The sequence below is a fragment of the Streptococcus pseudopneumoniae genome (genome assembly GCF_038148935.1).
Lineage (GTDB): Bacteria > Bacillota > Bacilli > Lactobacillales > Streptococcaceae > Streptococcus > Streptococcus pseudopneumoniae_U.
Map to the genome: position 1 here is coordinate 1 of NZ_JBBJZX010000044.1, position 15,711 is coordinate 15,711.

The following is a 15,711-nucleotide window of genomic DNA, read 5'->3' on the forward strand; positions in this document are numbered from 1 at the left end:
GGCATTATTAGCACACGACTATGCCTTGGAACAAGCGGAGGAAAAAGGCTTAGAGCGTGGGCGAGCAGAAGGTATTGAACAGGGACTAGAGCGAGGGAAAGTTGAAGGAAGGGAAGAAGGGAAACTTTTTGCCTTCTTAGACATGGTTCGCCAACATGTCTTAACTTCCGAATTTGCAAGTCAGCAGTTGGGCATGACAGTCTCTGAGTTTGAGACACTGTTGTAAAATTATACAATCACATAATAACATAAAAGCGAACAAGAATGAAATATTGTCTTGTTCACTTTTTATTTTCTACTGTCCAACAAAGCCCTCACGCGATTATATACCACAAAAAGAGAAGGCATCAAGTCCTTCTCTTTCATATTTTTAACTAATTAGTTTTTGCGTTTCACAAATGGAAGGGCACCAAGGAGCAAGCCTAGGAATCCTAATGATGCAATTGCAGCATTATCTTTGCCACCAGTGTTTGGAAGTTCTTTCTTATCTTCTGCTTTTGCAGCTGGTGCTTGATAAGTGTTGTCTTGACTAGTACCTGCTACAGCTGGAGCTGTCGATGCTGGTGTTTCAGCTGTTGGTGCAGCTGGAGTATCTGTTCCAGGAGCTGGTGTAGCAGGTGTTTCATTTGCTGGTGTAGATGGTGTTGTTGAACCTGGTGTAGCAGATGGTCTGTTAATAATGTAACGATCACCAGGGTAATCTCCACCATTTCTACCTGACTGTTGTTCTATTTGAGGTCCCTTATTATAATTTCCATCTACTTTTCTGTAGTAGTTAGTAATAATACCATCTTTTTCTTCAGATGTTACAAATGTATAACCTGCAATTGGTTTACCTTTGAAGTTACCTGCTTCGGCCTCCAAAATGTCAACATTAGAATCAATATCAACATAGCGTGTAACTTCTAGAACTTTTTTGTCAGCTTGTTGATCTAAAACTTCAGATTTGTTTCCTGCTAAGATTGCTAAAGCTTCTTCTAAATCAGCTAAACGGTTTTTTAATCCTTCTTTATAGAAATCTTCAACGCCTTCATTTTCTTCAGCGTCTTTGATTTCCTCTTTAACTTTATCGATTTCATCTAAGATTTTATTTTCTTCTGTTGGTTCTAATCTCTTAAGTTTTCCGTCTAGTTCAGCTTCAGTTTTTTCTAATTCTGCTTTTTTATCTTCTAGTTTTTCTTTAGCTGCAGTAACATAGTCAACTGCGTCTGGATTATTTTCATTGTCAGCTACTAATTTTTCTAATTCAGCTACTTCTTTTTCTAAGTCAGCTACTTTGCTTTGAAGTGCTTCGATTGCAGCATCTTCAGCTTCTTCTGCTTCTTTTGCTTTTGCAGCTTCTACTTCTTTAAGAGCAGCATTATACTCGTCAACAAGTTTGTTAGCTTCTTCAGCTCTAGCGTCAGCAGATTCTTTAGCAGCTGTAGCTTCTGCTTCTTGTTCTTCAGCTTTAGCTTCTAATACTTTTTGAGCTGCTTTTAATTTTTCAATAACATCTTCAGCTTCTTTATTTTTCTCAGCTTCAGCAACAGCTTCTTTAATTTCTTTTAAAGTTGCATTAGTTTTTTCTAATTCAGCAACTTTGTCTGCAGCTGTTTTAGCGTCAGCTTCTGCTTCTTTTTTAAGTTTGTCAGCTTTCTCACCTAAATCATCAGCTTTATCTTGAGCTTTTTCTGATGCAGGACGAGCAGCATCAGCTTTTTCAGCTTTTTCGATTCCAGCTTTAATATCTGCAGGAAGAGTATCTTTTTTAGCTTCAGCTGCTGGTGTTGGTGTTGCAGGAGCATTAGCTTCAGCTTCAGCTTTTTTATGATCATCTTCTAATTCAGCAAGAATTTCAGAAGCTTTGATTTCTCCAGCTTCAATAGCTTTTAACAATCCTTCTTTGTCAACTAATTCTTTAGCAGCTTCTTTATTAGTAATGTTTGGATTATTTGCGATTTCTTCTTCTAATTGATCTAAAGCATCACCTAAGGCCTTTTTAGTATCAGCTTCTTCTTTTTTAGCAGCTTCTTCTTCTTTAGCTTTTTTATCAGCTTCTTCTTTAGCTTTTGCTAATGCTTCATCAGCAGCGAGTTTTTCTTTTTTTGCTTTTTCAACTGCAGCAGCAGCAGTAGCAGCTTCTTCTTTTTCAGATTGAGCTTTAGCTTCAGCTTCTTTTAAAGCTTGATCTTTAGCTTCAGCCTCTTTTTGTAATTCTTCAACAGTTGCAGCTTTCACAACTGATGGGTGAGAAGCAAGGAAACCTGCTCCCAGAACGGCAACGCTAGCCAAGCTAGCAGTGAAAAGTTTTTTCTTGTCCATAAAGTATTTACCACCTTTAATATCCTTTTTGCTATCATTGTAGCATTTTCTTTCGGAAAAATCAAGAAATAACCTCCTTATTGACAAAAAAATAAGAGGAATTTCCCCTTATTTCTTTATTATATTCCTTACACCCACTCACCATTGGCATTTACTGTGTAACCATCGATAGTTGTGTTCACAGCCAAAGCTCCTGATGAATATGAGTAATACCATTTACCGCTAACTTGGTACCAACCTGTCTTCATAGCGCCTGAGCCAGCAAGATAATACCAAGTACCACCTTGCTTGAGCCAACCTGTTTGCATAGCACCTGAGCTGTTGAGGTAGTACCATGTGCCACCTTGGTTCAACCAACCTGTCTGCATAGCACCTGAACCATTAAGATAATACCATACCCCATCAATTTTTTGCCAACCTGTCTTCATTACACCAGAAGCATCCAAGTAGTACCATGAGCCATCTTTAACCCAACCTGTCTTCATGTTATCTTCCGCATCATAATAGTACCACTTACCATCAATTTTATTCCAACCTGGCTTGCTACTAGCACGATCCGCTAAACGATAAGTCACACCGTCAATAGTGACAGAACCTGTTTTACGTTCACCTTCTGGAGTAAGGTAATGATAAGCACCATCACTATCTTTTACGAGACCAACTTTACGTTCGCCATCATTTGTAATATAGTACCATTTCTTATTTGCATCTTGAACAAGACCTGTTTTACGGCTACCGTCTGCCAATAAATAATACCACTTCTTATCAATCTGTTGAAGACCTGTTTGTTGAATCCCCTCTTTAACGTAGTAAATCTTCTCACCTTTTGCAATGATAGTAGTTGGTTTAGAACCATCATCAGTAATATAGTAATCCTTACCACCTTCATTGACCCAACCAGTTTTCTTCACACCATTTTCATCAAAGTAGTAGCGTTTATCTTTTACTTCGAGGATTCCTGTTTTCATGACTCCTTTGTCATCAAAATAATAGATTTTTCCATCAACTTCTTGCCAGCCTGTAGCTAAATTATTATTAATATAAAGCTGAGGTTTCCCATTAACAGTTAACCATTTGTACTCAGTTTTTTGGTTAGTTGATGAGTTAGTATTAGAAGAATCTACACGATCCGTATTATTTCTACCAGTACTATTGGTATTAACATATGTGTTATCGTTTGAAGCTGGAGGTGTTGCACCAGCGTTTAAAGAAAACTCATGTACCCAAATGCCTCCATCTGAATAACTTTTTTTATAAGTTAAACCTGTCTCCTCTCCTGGTTCATCTGAGTATCCCTCAGTATATTTGAAGGTTAATGGAATATTAGATTTATCTCTATATCTCCATTGTGTACTACGGAAGTTTTCTGGATTAGGATTTTCTGTTGTATTCTGACTAGCATAGACTGTTAGTTCATCTGAAATTGAAGCTAATAAAGTACTAGCACCAAGTAATGTTACCCCTGCAGCTCCCACTGCTAAAATATGTTTTGCTTTCATTTTTTTACCTCTTTATCACTTATTCCGTGTATAATGTTACACCCACTCACCATTTGCATTTAGAGTGTAGCCGTCAATCGTTGTATTTACTGCAAGAGCGCCTGAACTATAGGCATAATACCACTTGCCACCTGCTTGGAACCAACCAGTCACCAGAACACCAGAAGTATTTAGATAGTACCAGACACCATCTACTTTTGTCCAACCAGTAGCCATTGCACCGTCGGAGTAGAGATAGTACCACTTACCACCTTGATTTAACCAGCCAGTCTGCATAGAGCCAGCGCTATTGAGATAGTACCATTTACCAGAGATAAACTTCCAACCAGTTTGCATACTACCATCTGCCGCTAGGTAATACCAGCTGCCGTCACTGACCCAGCCAGTCTTCTTCACGCTATCTTGATCAAAGAAATACCACTTACCAGCGATATATTGCCAACCTGTAAGTTTCTCTTCCACTTTTTCAGTTCCAGTAACACTATCGTCTTTTACAAACCAATGTTTACGAACTCCTTGGTCAATCTTAGTTTCTACAAAACGATAACCTTTAAATGTACCATGTTCAACTTCTTCAGCTTTTTTGGTAGCATTAGCAGGAAGAAAAGCTTTTAGTTCTCTACTAGTTCCATCTGATTCCATTACCAACCAAGAAGTCCCTTTGACTGTATCTTTAAAGGGTTTTAAAATATCAGACTTTACAGAAAGTCCATCTACTTTATCTCCTGTAACAGTCACTGCTGGTTTAAAGTAATGCTTTAGTACAGTTCCATCTATTGAAGAAGTATCAAATTGATATCCTGAAAAAGTACCTGGAGAAGCTGTTTCAGGTTTTGATGAATCATAAGTTTGAGCACCTCTTAAAACCTTTTCCTTCCCATCTTCCTGTTTTGTGACCCAAACAACTGTCTTATACACATTCGTTTCCGAGGCCTTTACCTCAGCTGCTTTTGCTCCAAGAAAAGCAGCACCTGCCAAGGTCGCACCTAATAAAACGTTAATCACTTTTGATCTCATTGGAAACCTCCTATTATTTTTAACTATTATAATACTTATACAAGATAAATGCAAGAAAAAACAGGAGATTTCTCCCCTGTTTTATATTCTAGTTAATAGGATTATACCCACTCACCGTTTGCGTTTACGTTGTAACCGTCAACAGTTGTGTTTACTGAAAGGGCACCTGAACCATTCACATGGTACCATTTACCAGCAACTTCAAACCATTGGCTAGCTTTCATAGCACCTGTTGCTTCAAGGAAGTACCAAGTTCCACCATCTTTCAACCAACCAGTTTGCATAGCACCTGATTTGTTTAGGTAGTACCAAGTTCCGTTAACGTTTACCCAACCAGTTTGCATTACACCTTTATCGTTTAGGTAGTACCAGTTGCCATCAACTTGTTTCCAACCTGTAACAGCTGTAGCGTTTTCGAAGTATTTCCATCCTTCAGCTGTGTTAGCCCAACCATATTGAGCTGCTGAAGTTTGATTACCAATTTTTGCAGCACGATCGTCAAGTTTGTATGGCAACTCGATTTTTCCGTTAGTGTACAATACTTTACCATATGCATTTACATCTTCAACTGTTAACTCTCCTACTAATTCAACTGCTTCTTTAAAGTCAGTAGCTGTCTTAGCAACACGGTATTGAAGTACTTCACCAGCTTTGAAGACTGTTGGAAGTTCAGCATCACCTGCTGCATTAGTTTTAACAGTAAAGTATTCTGGTTTCTTTTCACCTGAAGCTGGTTTCAAGAAGAAGTCTACTTCTACGTTTGGAACTGGACGTTGACCACCATCAACAACAGTTACACGAACATGACGGTCGAAACCATGTGCTGCATCACGGTCATAACGGATGTATTTAGCTCCAATTGCAAAACCATAACCAAAACGGTCATGAGCTGTACCTTGGAAGTATACATCTCCACCTTTTTGAGTTGAACCATATCTTACTGAACCATCTGGATTATAATTTCCAAATGAATCTGCTGAAGTAGCTGAAACAACTTGTACAGCACCAAATGCTGCAAGAGCGACTGCGCTTGTCAATAAAACTTTTTTCATCGTTTTATCTCCTTTATTTTTCTTTAAAAATTTTTTCGTAAGACTATCTTACTACCATACAGTATATAAATATTTGCAGGATTTGTCAAGGGTTTTCATCAACTTTTTACCTATTTTTTTCAAAAAAGGTGAAAAAACGTCTTTGTGAGATGAAATACCCTTCAAATACCGTATCTCCCAAGTGAAAATCTCACAAATTTCTTAAACCCTGAGTCAAACCTCACATATCTAATCCATATCGATAGTTGGATAGAACTCACTTCCATGATATTATCCTATAACCCCTTCCAAATGTCAAGCAAAAATGACAAGTATTTTAGAAATAACTCGTCATTCCATTAACTTTCTACTATTTAAAATGTGACCTCATAGCAAGGACTCAAACTCAGCGACAGTCATGCCTAATTGCTCGCTAGCAACCTCGGAAGTCAGAAGACCTTGACGAACTAGATTTACTAAACCTACTTTTAATCCCTCTTCAATGCCTTCTTCGCGCCCTTTTTCAAGACCCTCTGCACGACCACGTTCAAGGCCACGCTCTAAACCTTGTTCGATACCTTCCGCCCTAGCTGTTTCCAAGGCATAGTCCTGTGCTAACAAGGCCTGTTCTTCTCGCATACGTAGTTGGCTAAACATCTTCCTGTCCTCCTCGGACCAGCTCTTATAGTCCAGCAGTTGGTCTGCCTGGCTGATGGCTCGCTCGGGTTGTTGAGTAAAGGGTTTGTTCCCGAAAAACTCCAACCACGGCTTGCGAACGCTATCTTTACTGGTTTCTCTGTATTTTTTTAGTTCCAAGAAAGCCATCTTAACCAGATGGTTTTCCTGACCATTGTTGATAATGGTTAAAACCTCACCTGTCGTGTCCTCGCGCATGCTAAAGCTATGAAAAGCTAAGTCATCTTGAAAATAATTACTGTCCACGATAGCGATAGCATAAACTGGTGCAATGTGTTTATAACTCTGGTGTGTATCACCTTCTCGTTGGCGAATTTTTTCGAGGTTTTGATTGACCTGGCTGCACAGATAAGCCCACAGACGATTGATGAAAAAATTCTGATGATGAACTTGAATCTCAATAATAACCTGTGTCCCATTGTCCAACTCAGCCAAAACATCTATACTTGTATAGAAGTCCTGCGCCGAGTACGGCATGGAAGGCAAGACATGAATATTGCTCCCCTCCAAAATGGTTACATTTTTTGCTGGTAAATCCAGCATATCGCGGATAAATTGACAAGTGATTTCTGGATTGCTAAAGATTTTCTTAGCAACCAAATCGTTAGTCGGGCTGATGCCCGGATGTCTTAGAATCATCCTTTTCCTCCTTTTATTATACCACAGTTTTAAATCTAGGTTTACTAGATTCTCTGGCTCTATCTATTTATTCGGAAAAAAACGAAAAAACCTGAGAATTATCTCAGGCTTGGTCATTAAATCTTTTTCTCAATACTGAAAAGTGGAGAAAGTGGGCGTTTTTCATGGATACGAACGATAGCATCACCCAGTAGATGAGCAATCGAAATCTGTTCAATCTTATCAATCAAACGCTCTTCTGGTAGATAGATGGTATCCAAAACAACCAATTTCTTAATAGCTGATTTTTGGATATTGTCCATAGCAGGGCCAGAAAGAACTGGGTGCGTACAACTTGCATAGACTTCAACAGCACCAGCCTCTGCAAGGGCATCTGCTGCGTGACAAATCGTTCCAGCGGTATCAATCATATCATCAATCAAGATACAAGTCTTGCCTTCAACCTTACCGATGATGTTCATGACTTCACTGGTATTCATCTTATCAACGCTGCGACGTTTATCAATAATAGCGATAGATGTCTTCAAAAATTCTGCCAACTTACGAGCACGAGTCACCCCTCCATGGTCTGGACTGACAACCACATAGTCAGAACCAACCATGCCACGACGCTCAAAATAATCCGCAATCAGAGGAGCTCCCATCAAATGATCCACAGGAATATCAAAGAATCCTTGAATCTGCGCAGCATGCAAGTCGATGGTCAATAAACGATCCACTCCAGCTACTTCAAGCATATTTGCAACAAGTTTTGAAGTGATTGGCTCACGCGCTCTCGCCTTTCTATCTTGACGTGCATACCCATAGTAAGGCATGACAACATTGACAGATTCTGCACTCGCACGCTTCAAAGCATCCACCATAATCAAAATTTCAAGCAGATTGTCATTTACAGGCGAACTAGTTGATTGTAGGATAAAGACGTGTTTCCCACGGATTGATTCTTCGATGTTGACCTGAATCTCTCCATCTGAAAATTGGCGAACACTTGATTTCCCCAACTCTATCCCAATCTCCTGCGCCACACGTTCTGCCAATTCTTTGTTAGAAGAAAGGGCAAACAGCTTTAAATCAGAAAAAGACATGATTTCCTCCGGTATATATGTATCGCTTGTGCTTTTCACAAGATTTTTCTATCTACCATTGTAGCGCTTTTTGCACTATTTTTCAATCAAAAATAAAAGAAGGGTACCATATTTGTACCCTTGCATCATTCTTTTGAAAAATATTCTAGTTCATCAACTCATTGTGCTTCTCAACAAAACGATAAGCCTGATAAAAACCATAGAGAGTAATGGCCGTAACCACTGGAATCGCTAAGGGCAACTCTGTCTCTAATTCAACAAAAGGAGAATTAAACAGGAAGTGAGTTCCCAAGGCTAAACCTAGGAAAATAAGCCCCTGTTTCTTGCCAACCTTCTGCCCTTTATAGGCTCTGTAAAGCAAGTAAACACCCACTACAGCCAGACCTGAAAAAGTCCAGTGAGAGGCAATCCCTGAGATGATACGCTCTAAAATTCTCGAAATAGTAAAGTCAAATCCCTCTGGCAAATCCGTACGAATATAACCAATATCCTCAATCATTTGGAATCCCAAACCAGAAGCAATGCCTATTAAAAACAAAGATTTTAATTTTCGTACAGGAATCAAAGCTAAAACAAAGACAAGTGGCAACAATTTCAACGGCTCTTCTACCAAAGGAGCCACAATAGCACTTTCAAAGGCATTTAAAAATGCACTATCTGGGAAAAGAATACCCAGCAAATCATGGATATAGGTATTAGCAAAGCTAGACAACCAGCCTGAAAGGAACATTCCACCCAATAAAGACAGAATCAAGGCCTTCTTTGGCAATTCCCATTTTTTCCCAATATGGAAAAGGAAATAAAGAGCCGGAATCATGTAAAAGAGAGCTAGAAAGATAGAAACTCCCATGAGTCCATATTCCGCACCTGACATCGAACCGTCCGTATAGTAGATGGTTTCATACTGTAAACCAATACATAGCAATAAAATAAAAATAAATAAAATACTGTTTTTCTTCATACACTTTCTTTCTAAATGAATTTTTTACAATTCTACGACTGTCATACTTCCTGTATCCACATCGTAAATAGCACCAGAGATAATGACATCGTCTGGTATTAGGGGAGATTCGATAAGGAGTTGCATGTCCTCACGTACACTCTCCTCTATATCTTGAAAGGGCAAAAAGTCCTGGTCTGACACATCGACACCTAGTTCCTCTTTCAGATACTCCTGAAAAGGACCATTTTCAAATGTCTGAGCACCACAGTCTGTATGGTGCAACACCACAATCTCTCTTGTCCCCATTTGTTGCTGGGAAATAACTAGCGAACGAATCATGTCCTCAGTCACTCGACCACCTGCATTCCGCAAGATATGAGCATCCCCAAGTGCCAATCCCAAAGCTTGCGCCACGTGCAAACGTGAGTCCATACAGGTCACAATAGCCACTCTTGTTTTGGGTTTAAGTGGCAGATTTAACTGCCCATGTAGGGCAACATAAGCCTGATTGGCTTGCATAAACTGTTCAAAATACGACACGATTCCCTCCTCGAAAATTTGATAGTCAAATATTTCTCCTATCTTATCATTTTTAAGAGGATTTGTCACGAATTATGCAAAAACCTTTTTCAAAACTTCCTGAATCGTTGTCACCCCAATAACCTGAATTTCCTTGGGCGAAGTGATTCCTGTCAAGGAATTCTTGGGTACATAAATCTTAGTAAAGCCCAGTTTAGCAGCTTCGTTGATACGTTGCTCGATACGATTTACGCGCCGAATTTCTCCAGTTAAGCCCAATTCTCCGACAAAACATTCCTGAGGATTAGTTGGCTTGTCTTTATAGCTCGAAGCAATAGCAACCGCAACGGCCAAGTCTATCGCAGGTTCATCCAATTTAACACCGCCAGCAGATTTGAGATAGGCATCCTGATTTTGCAAGAGAAGACCTGCCCGTTTTTCCAAAACAGCCATAATCAAGCTAGCACGGTTAAAATCAAGTCCTGTCGTAGTACGCTTGGCATTTCCAAACATGGTCGGTGTCACCAAAGCCTGAACCTCCGCCAAAATCGGACGCGTCCCTTCCATGGTCACAACGATTGACGAACCAGTTGCCCCATCCAAACGCTCCTCTAGGAAAACCTGACTCGGATTGAGAACCTCAACCAAACCGCCCGACTGCATCTCAAAAATCCCAATTTCATTGGTAGAACCAAAACGGTTTTTAACCGCTCTCAAAATACGAAAGGTATGGTGGCGTTCCCCTTCAAAGTAAAGTACCGTATCTACCATGTGCTCCAACATACGAGGACCAGCCAAGGTTCCTTCCTTGGTCACATGTCCTACGATAAAGATGGCAATATTGTTGGTCTTAGCCAGCTGCATAAGTTCAGCGGTCACCTCACGCACCTGAGAAACAGATCCTTGCACCCCTGAAATCTCAGGAGACATAATGGTCTGGATAGAGTCGATGATGAGAAAGTCTGGCTGGATTCTCTCTACCTCTGCTCGAACACTCTGCATATTGGTCTCTGCATAGAGATAAAACTCACTATCAATATCTCCCAAGCGCTCTGCTCGTAGCTTAATCTGCTGGGCAGACTCCTCCCCACTGACGTAGAGAACAGTCCCCACTTGAGACAACTGGGTTGAGACTTGTAGGAGAAGGGTTGATTTTCCAATCCCAGGATCCCCACCTATGAGGACGAGACTTCCTGGTACCACTCCTCCTCCAAGTACACGGTTGAATTCCTCCATCTCCGTCTTGGTTCGATTGACATTGATGGAAGTCACCTCAGCCAGTTTCATGGGCTTGGTTTTCTCACCTGTCAAGGACACACGCGCATTCTTGACCTCGGCAACCTCAACCTCTTCTACAAAAGAAGACCAAGACCCACAGTTGGGACAACGTCCCAGATATTTAGGGGAATTATACCCACAATTTTGACATACAAATGTTGCTTTTTTCTTTGCGATGATAAACCTCTTTCTAAATATCTAACTCACACTCAATCACTTGGCAAAAATCAATCTTCTCATTTGGCACAAACTGGCGCATGAGCATTCGATGAGCAACAACTACCACAGTATGATGTTCTCGATACTTACCCATGCATTCTAGAAAACGAGACTTCATCTCTTCAGCTGTCTCATATTGAATAGGACTATTAGGAAGTAACTCCCCCTTATTTTCTAGAAACATAGTACGAGCTTTTTCAAAATTATCTGTGCCACTTTCATAGACCTGCCATTCATGTAATAAAGGTTCTACTCTTAAAGGAAGACCCGTAGCACAGACCACATACGAAGCCGTTTCTAAAGCTCTTGTGACTGCAGAAGATATGATTATTTCAGCTGAAAGGAGTAAAGGATTGGTGCTCAGTTCCTGAGCTTGCTGCCGTCCCTTCTCAGACAAGGGTGCTAAATCTATCCCAAATCCCGTATAAGAACGCTCCTCTAACTCACGATAATCTGGCTCCCCGTGACGTACAAAGATAATCTTCATTCTAGTGCCCAGTCGATCCAAATCCACCAGTCCGCACGCCGTCAGCTGCATCTCCATCTGCAATTAAGAAAGGAGCAAAGACAGCCTGGACAACACGTTCTCCAACTTCAAGAACAACCTCTTGGTCTGTGATATTCTTCATCTGAGCAAAAATATGACCTTCATTCCCGGGATTTCCATAATAATCCCCATCAATAACGCCAACTGAGTTAATTAAAACCAAACCCTTCTTACGAGGATTTGAAGAACGATCATAGAGGTAGAGAACCTCAGTCGGTTGCATATAAGCCTTAACCCCTGTCGGAACCAATACAATCTCTCCTGGCGCAATAACTGTACGCACAGCAACCTTTAAGTCGTAACCAGCCGCATGCGCTGTCTCACGCTTAGGCAATAAATTTTCATCTGTAAAACTCGAAACCAATTCAAAACCACGAATTTTCATCATCTTCTCTTTTCTATTATCATTTATTCTAGATTATTCTATCTTATTTATTCGGAAAAAGCACGAAAAAAAGAGCACACAATTCAAATCGCTTAGGGCTGCTGGATTCCTCCCCTGACCCGCTTCACGCAGAACTGTTGCTCCACTATTTATTATATCACATTCCTATTCATTTTAAAAGCAAAATTATTTTTTCCGTCTATTTCTAAAAAAGTCCTGCATAATAGCTGCGCATTCATCTTCCAAAATTCCCGTTTCAACCTCTACACGATGATTGAGACGCTCATCTGTCAAGATATCGTACAAACTCCCAGCAGCGCCAAATTTCTGGTTTTTAGCCCCATAGACCACGTTTGGAATGCGGGCAAGTCCAATCGCCCCACTACACATGACACAAGGCTCAATGGTCACAAAAAGTGTGCAATCCAGCAAGCGCCAGCTCTCCTCACTTAGGTTCGCATTCTCTATGGCCATAATTTCCGCATGCATAACCGCTCGCTGCAGTTCCTCACGCGCATTATGCCCACGACCAATGATTTCTCCGTCCTTGACAATCACACACCCAATTGGAATTTCATCGTGTTCAAGAGCAATCTCAGCCTCTCTCAAGGCCTCTCTCATGAAGACTTCTTTTTCTTCAACTGTATAATTCATCCGTTTCTCTTTTCCTACTTATCGATTTTATTATATCATGAATCCTAACACAAAAAAAGCCACCGAATGTGGTGACTTTATAGGGAGATTATTATGAAAAAGAAAAGTTTAGGATATTTGTTACAACAAGTTAGGAGGTCTTCTTGTAACTGTCTATAGTATACCCGACCTATCTTAAACAAATCTTAAAAATCTCTTAGGACCAAACACTTTCTAAAATATTTGTTTGTTCACGACCAGGACCTACTGAGAAAGTAGAAATACGAACGCCAACCAATTCACTCACACGACGAACATAGTTACGCGCATTCTCAGGAAGATCTTCCAAATTACGGACACCAGTGATGTCTTCTGACCAACCTGGTAACTCTTCATAGATAGGTTTGCAACGTTTCAATTGCTCAAGACTAGCTGGATAGTAGTCAATACGTTGACCATCAAGATTATAGGCCACACAGATTTTCACAGTATCTAAACCACTCAAAACATCGATAGAGTTCAATGAAAGATTCGTAATACCAGAAACACGACGGCTATGACGCATCACAACTGAGTCAAACCAACCCACACGACGTGGACGACCAGTTGTTGTACCATATTCATGACCTACTTCACGGATACGTTCTCCCACTTCATCAAACAACTCAGTTGGGAAAGGACCATCTCCTACACGACTAGTATAGGCTTTACATACACCCACAACCTTATCAATCTTACTTGGACCAACACCAGAACCAATGGTCACACCACCAGCCACAGGGTTTGAAGACGTAACAAATGGATAGGTACCTTGGTCGATATCTAGCATAACACCTTGTGCACCTTCAAAAAGCACACGTTTACCGTTATCTAGCGCATCATTCAAAATGACAGATGTGTCTGTCACATATTTCTTGATTTGTTGACCATATTCGTAATACTCTTCAAAAATATCATCGAAAGCAATCGCTTTGCTGTCATACAATTTTTCAAAAAGACGATTCTTTTCAGCAAGGTTACGTTCTAAACGCTCACGGAAAATATCTTTATCCAAAAGATCTGCGATACGAATCCCAACACGAGCAGCCTTGTCCATATAAGCTGGACCAATTCCCTTAATTGTAGTCCCAATCTTATTGTCGCCCTTAGCCTCCTCTTGCAAACGATCCAACTCGATATGGTAAGGTAAAATAACATGCGCACGATCAGAAATACGCAAGTTATCAGTTGTCACACCTTCCTCATGAAGATAGCTCAACTCTTTTACAAGCGATTTAGGATTTACAACCATCCCATTCCCAATAACAGAGATTTTTTCAGGGAAGAAAATCCCAGATGGAATCAAGTGCAACTTAAATTTCTTACCATCGATCACAATCGTGTGACCTGCATTATCACCACCTTGGTAACGTGCGATCACTTCTGCATTCGCTGAAAGGAAGTCAGTAATCTTCCCTTTACCTTCATCACCCCATTGGGTACCTACAACAACAACTGAAGTCATAATCTTGTCTGAGCCCTCAGGCTCTTCCTTTCTCACATACATGGCAGGAATCTCACCTGCAATTATATCTTACAATTTATTATAAGAAAAAATCGCCTTTTTATCAAGAAGAAACAATAGAAAGATTTGCTATTTCCAACTATTAAAAAATGATTTAGAAAAATTACCAGCTATTTGTTATTATCTTTCCATAAAAAAGTAAATTTGTTCGGAAATTTAGTCAAACTGTCTCAACAAGAAATAAAACCTTGTTTCATTATCAATTTTTCAAGATACAAACGATAAGCAACACGATAATGGTAAACAATAAAATCTCTACGACCCCCAATACCATATCTAACTAAATAATAAATCAAAAATTTAAAATGAAAATCTTCCCAGTCAAAATGATCACCAAATACAGTACCATACTCTTCTTCAATATTTCTATAAAAATCCGCCATCTGCTCATAAATTTTTTGTAACATAATCAAATACTCCTTTTCTTTTTTATGAACTTATTCTAACAAAAAATTTTACACATTCACTATCAATTCCTGAATTGTTAAAATACCAATCTCAACAAGAGAAAAAATAGGAAAAATTAACAGAATAGGAACAAATTTACTACCTAAATTAGACTATTATAGACCTTATTAACTGCGTTAAATACTAAAAGAGACTGAGGTAAAAACCTTAAAACAAGAAAAACGCATAGTATCTAATTTTTCAAACTATCTTTAAAACATTTCTCAAAGACAACGAGAAAATTGTCAATGTCCTTAAACTAGCCTATTCTAACGCCAAACTAGAAGTCACTAATAATCCCATCAAACTTATCAAACGCAACGACTTTGGTTTTCGGAACTTTGAAAACTTCAAAAAACGAATTTTCAACGCTCTAAACATCAAAAAAAGAAAGGACGAAATTTGTCCTTTCTCGAGATTAGCTTTTCCAGCTCTATAATATTTGTAGTGGGTAAATCCCCTATGGATATTATGGAGCCTATTTTATTGTAGAAAAAAGTCCCATATCATCTATAATGAAAAGCGACCAAACCATCATTAGAAAGATTCATATGGAACAATTACATTTTATCACAAAATTACTAGAGCTTACAGACACTAATTTCTAAATTATGGATATCATCAATAGGGGGACACATAAAGAAATCATCGCTAAACTGGACTACGATGCTCCGTCTTGCCCTGAGTGCGGAAGTCAAATGAAGAAATATGACTTTCAAAAACCTTCTAAAATTTCTTACCTCGAAACGACCAGTATGCCTACTAGAATTCTCCTTAGAAAGCGTCGATTCAAGTGCTATCATTGCTATAAAATGATGGTACAAGAAAAATATTCCGCTTCATTAGGTGCGAGATAGATTATTAATTATATAACAAAAAAGAGGTCAAAACCTCCTTTAATTAAC

The 15,711-nt window shown here is 39.5% G+C and carries 13 protein-coding genes, 1 other RNA gene and 4 pseudogenes; 3 read left to right on the forward strand and 15 right to left on the reverse strand.

Going from position 1 to position 15,711, the window contains the following annotated elements:
* Positions 1–226: pseudogene (locus tag WKI42_RS06125) on the forward strand (Rpn family recombination-promoting nuclease/putative transposase); the annotation flags it as partial.
* 152 nt (positions 227–378) lie between these two features.
* On the opposite strand, the gene WKI42_RS06130 reads toward WKI42_RS06125, so the two are convergent.
* The 15 genes and pseudogenes from WKI42_RS06130 to comW form a co-directional block, all read right to left on the reverse strand.
* Positions 379–2,304 carry an LPXTG cell wall anchor domain-containing protein gene (locus WKI42_RS06130; protein ID WP_368081446.1) on the reverse strand — a complete coding sequence of 642 codons (1,926 nt, stop codon included), beginning with the start codon at positions 2,302–2,304 and terminating at the stop codon, positions 379–381.
* Positions 2,305–2,432: 128 nt separating this feature from the next.
* Complete coding sequence (locus WKI42_RS06135; protein ID WP_368081447.1) at positions 2,433–3,803, reverse strand: nucleoside triphosphate hydrolase; 1,371 nt, start codon at positions 3,801–3,803, stop codon at positions 2,433–2,435.
* A 36-nt stretch (positions 3,804–3,839) separates the two neighbouring features.
* Complete coding sequence (locus WKI42_RS06140; RefSeq protein ID WP_368081448.1) at positions 3,840–4,820, reverse strand: hypothetical protein; 981 nt, start codon at positions 4,818–4,820, stop codon at positions 3,840–3,842.
* Positions 4,821–4,921: 101 nt separating this feature from the next.
* Positions 4,922–5,224, reverse strand: a pseudogene (locus WKI42_RS06145) (hypothetical protein); the annotation flags it as partial.
* Positions 5,225–6,238: 1,014 nt separating this feature from the next.
* A complete protein-coding gene (locus WKI42_RS06150) occupies positions 6,239–7,186 on the reverse strand; it encodes an Rpn family recombination-promoting nuclease/putative transposase (protein ID WP_368081449.1) in 948 nt (315 codons plus the stop codon).
* 116 nt (positions 7,187–7,302) lie between these two features.
* On the reverse strand, positions 7,303–8,271 hold the full coding sequence (locus tag WKI42_RS06155) for a ribose-phosphate diphosphokinase (protein ID WP_000010158.1): 969 nt from the start codon (positions 8,269–8,271) through the stop codon (positions 7,303–7,305).
* Between the two features lie 145 nt (positions 8,272–8,416).
* A complete protein-coding gene (locus WKI42_RS06160; protein ID WP_368081450.1) occupies positions 8,417–9,232 on the reverse strand; it encodes a PrsW family intramembrane metalloprotease in 816 nt (271 codons plus the stop codon).
* A gap of 24 nt (positions 9,233–9,256) precedes the next feature.
* The gene (locus WKI42_RS06165) at positions 9,257–9,754 is read right to left on the reverse strand and encodes a beta-class carbonic anhydrase (RefSeq protein ID WP_004237611.1); all 498 of its coding nucleotides are present in this window, start codon (positions 9,752–9,754) and stop codon (positions 9,257–9,259) included.
* Between the two features lie 72 nt (positions 9,755–9,826).
* Positions 9,827–11,209, reverse strand: a complete 1,383-nt coding sequence (gene radA, locus WKI42_RS06170) for a DNA repair protein RadA (protein ID WP_368081453.1) — start codon at positions 11,207–11,209, stop codon at positions 9,827–9,829.
* Positions 11,202–11,768 (reverse strand): histidine phosphatase family protein, encoded by a 567-nt coding sequence (locus WKI42_RS06175; protein WP_368081451.1) that lies wholly within the window; start codon positions 11,766–11,768, stop codon positions 11,202–11,204. Before WKI42_RS06175 ends, radA begins: the two co-directional genes overlap by 8 nt.
* Positions 11,719–12,162: a dUTP diphosphatase gene (locus WKI42_RS06180; RefSeq protein ID WP_000701987.1), complete on the reverse strand. Its 444-nt coding sequence runs from the start codon at positions 12,160–12,162 to the stop codon at positions 11,719–11,721. The genes WKI42_RS06175 and WKI42_RS06180 overlap by 50 nt, the downstream gene beginning before the upstream one ends.
* Positions 12,163–12,218: 56 nt before the next feature.
* An RNA gene (ffs, locus tag WKI42_RS06185) (signal recognition particle sRNA small type) lies at positions 12,219–12,316 on the reverse strand.
* Positions 12,317–12,348: 32 nt separating this feature from the next.
* Positions 12,349–12,816, reverse strand: coding sequence for a tRNA adenosine(34) deaminase TadA (gene tadA / locus WKI42_RS06190; protein ID WP_001110112.1), 468 nt, complete (start codon positions 12,814–12,816; stop codon positions 12,349–12,351).
* A gap of 196 nt (positions 12,817–13,012) precedes the next feature.
* A complete protein-coding gene (locus WKI42_RS06195; protein WP_261100820.1) occupies positions 13,013–14,299 on the reverse strand; it encodes an adenylosuccinate synthase in 1,287 nt (428 codons plus the stop codon).
* Between the two features lie 230 nt (positions 14,300–14,529).
* Entirely contained in the window at positions 14,530–14,766 is a 237-nt protein-coding gene (gene comW, locus WKI42_RS06200) for a sigma(X)-activator ComW (protein WP_368081452.1), read from the reverse strand.
* 236 nt (positions 14,767–15,002) lie between these two features.
* On the opposite strand from comW, the pseudogene WKI42_RS06205 reads away from it, so the two are divergent.
* Positions 15,003–15,228, forward strand: a pseudogene (locus WKI42_RS06205) (transposase); the annotation flags it as partial.
* Positions 15,229–15,417: 189 nt separating this feature from the next.
* A pseudogene (locus WKI42_RS06210) lies at positions 15,418–15,633 on the forward strand (transposase family protein); the annotation flags it as partial.
* Between the last annotated feature and the right edge of the window lie 78 nt (positions 15,634–15,711).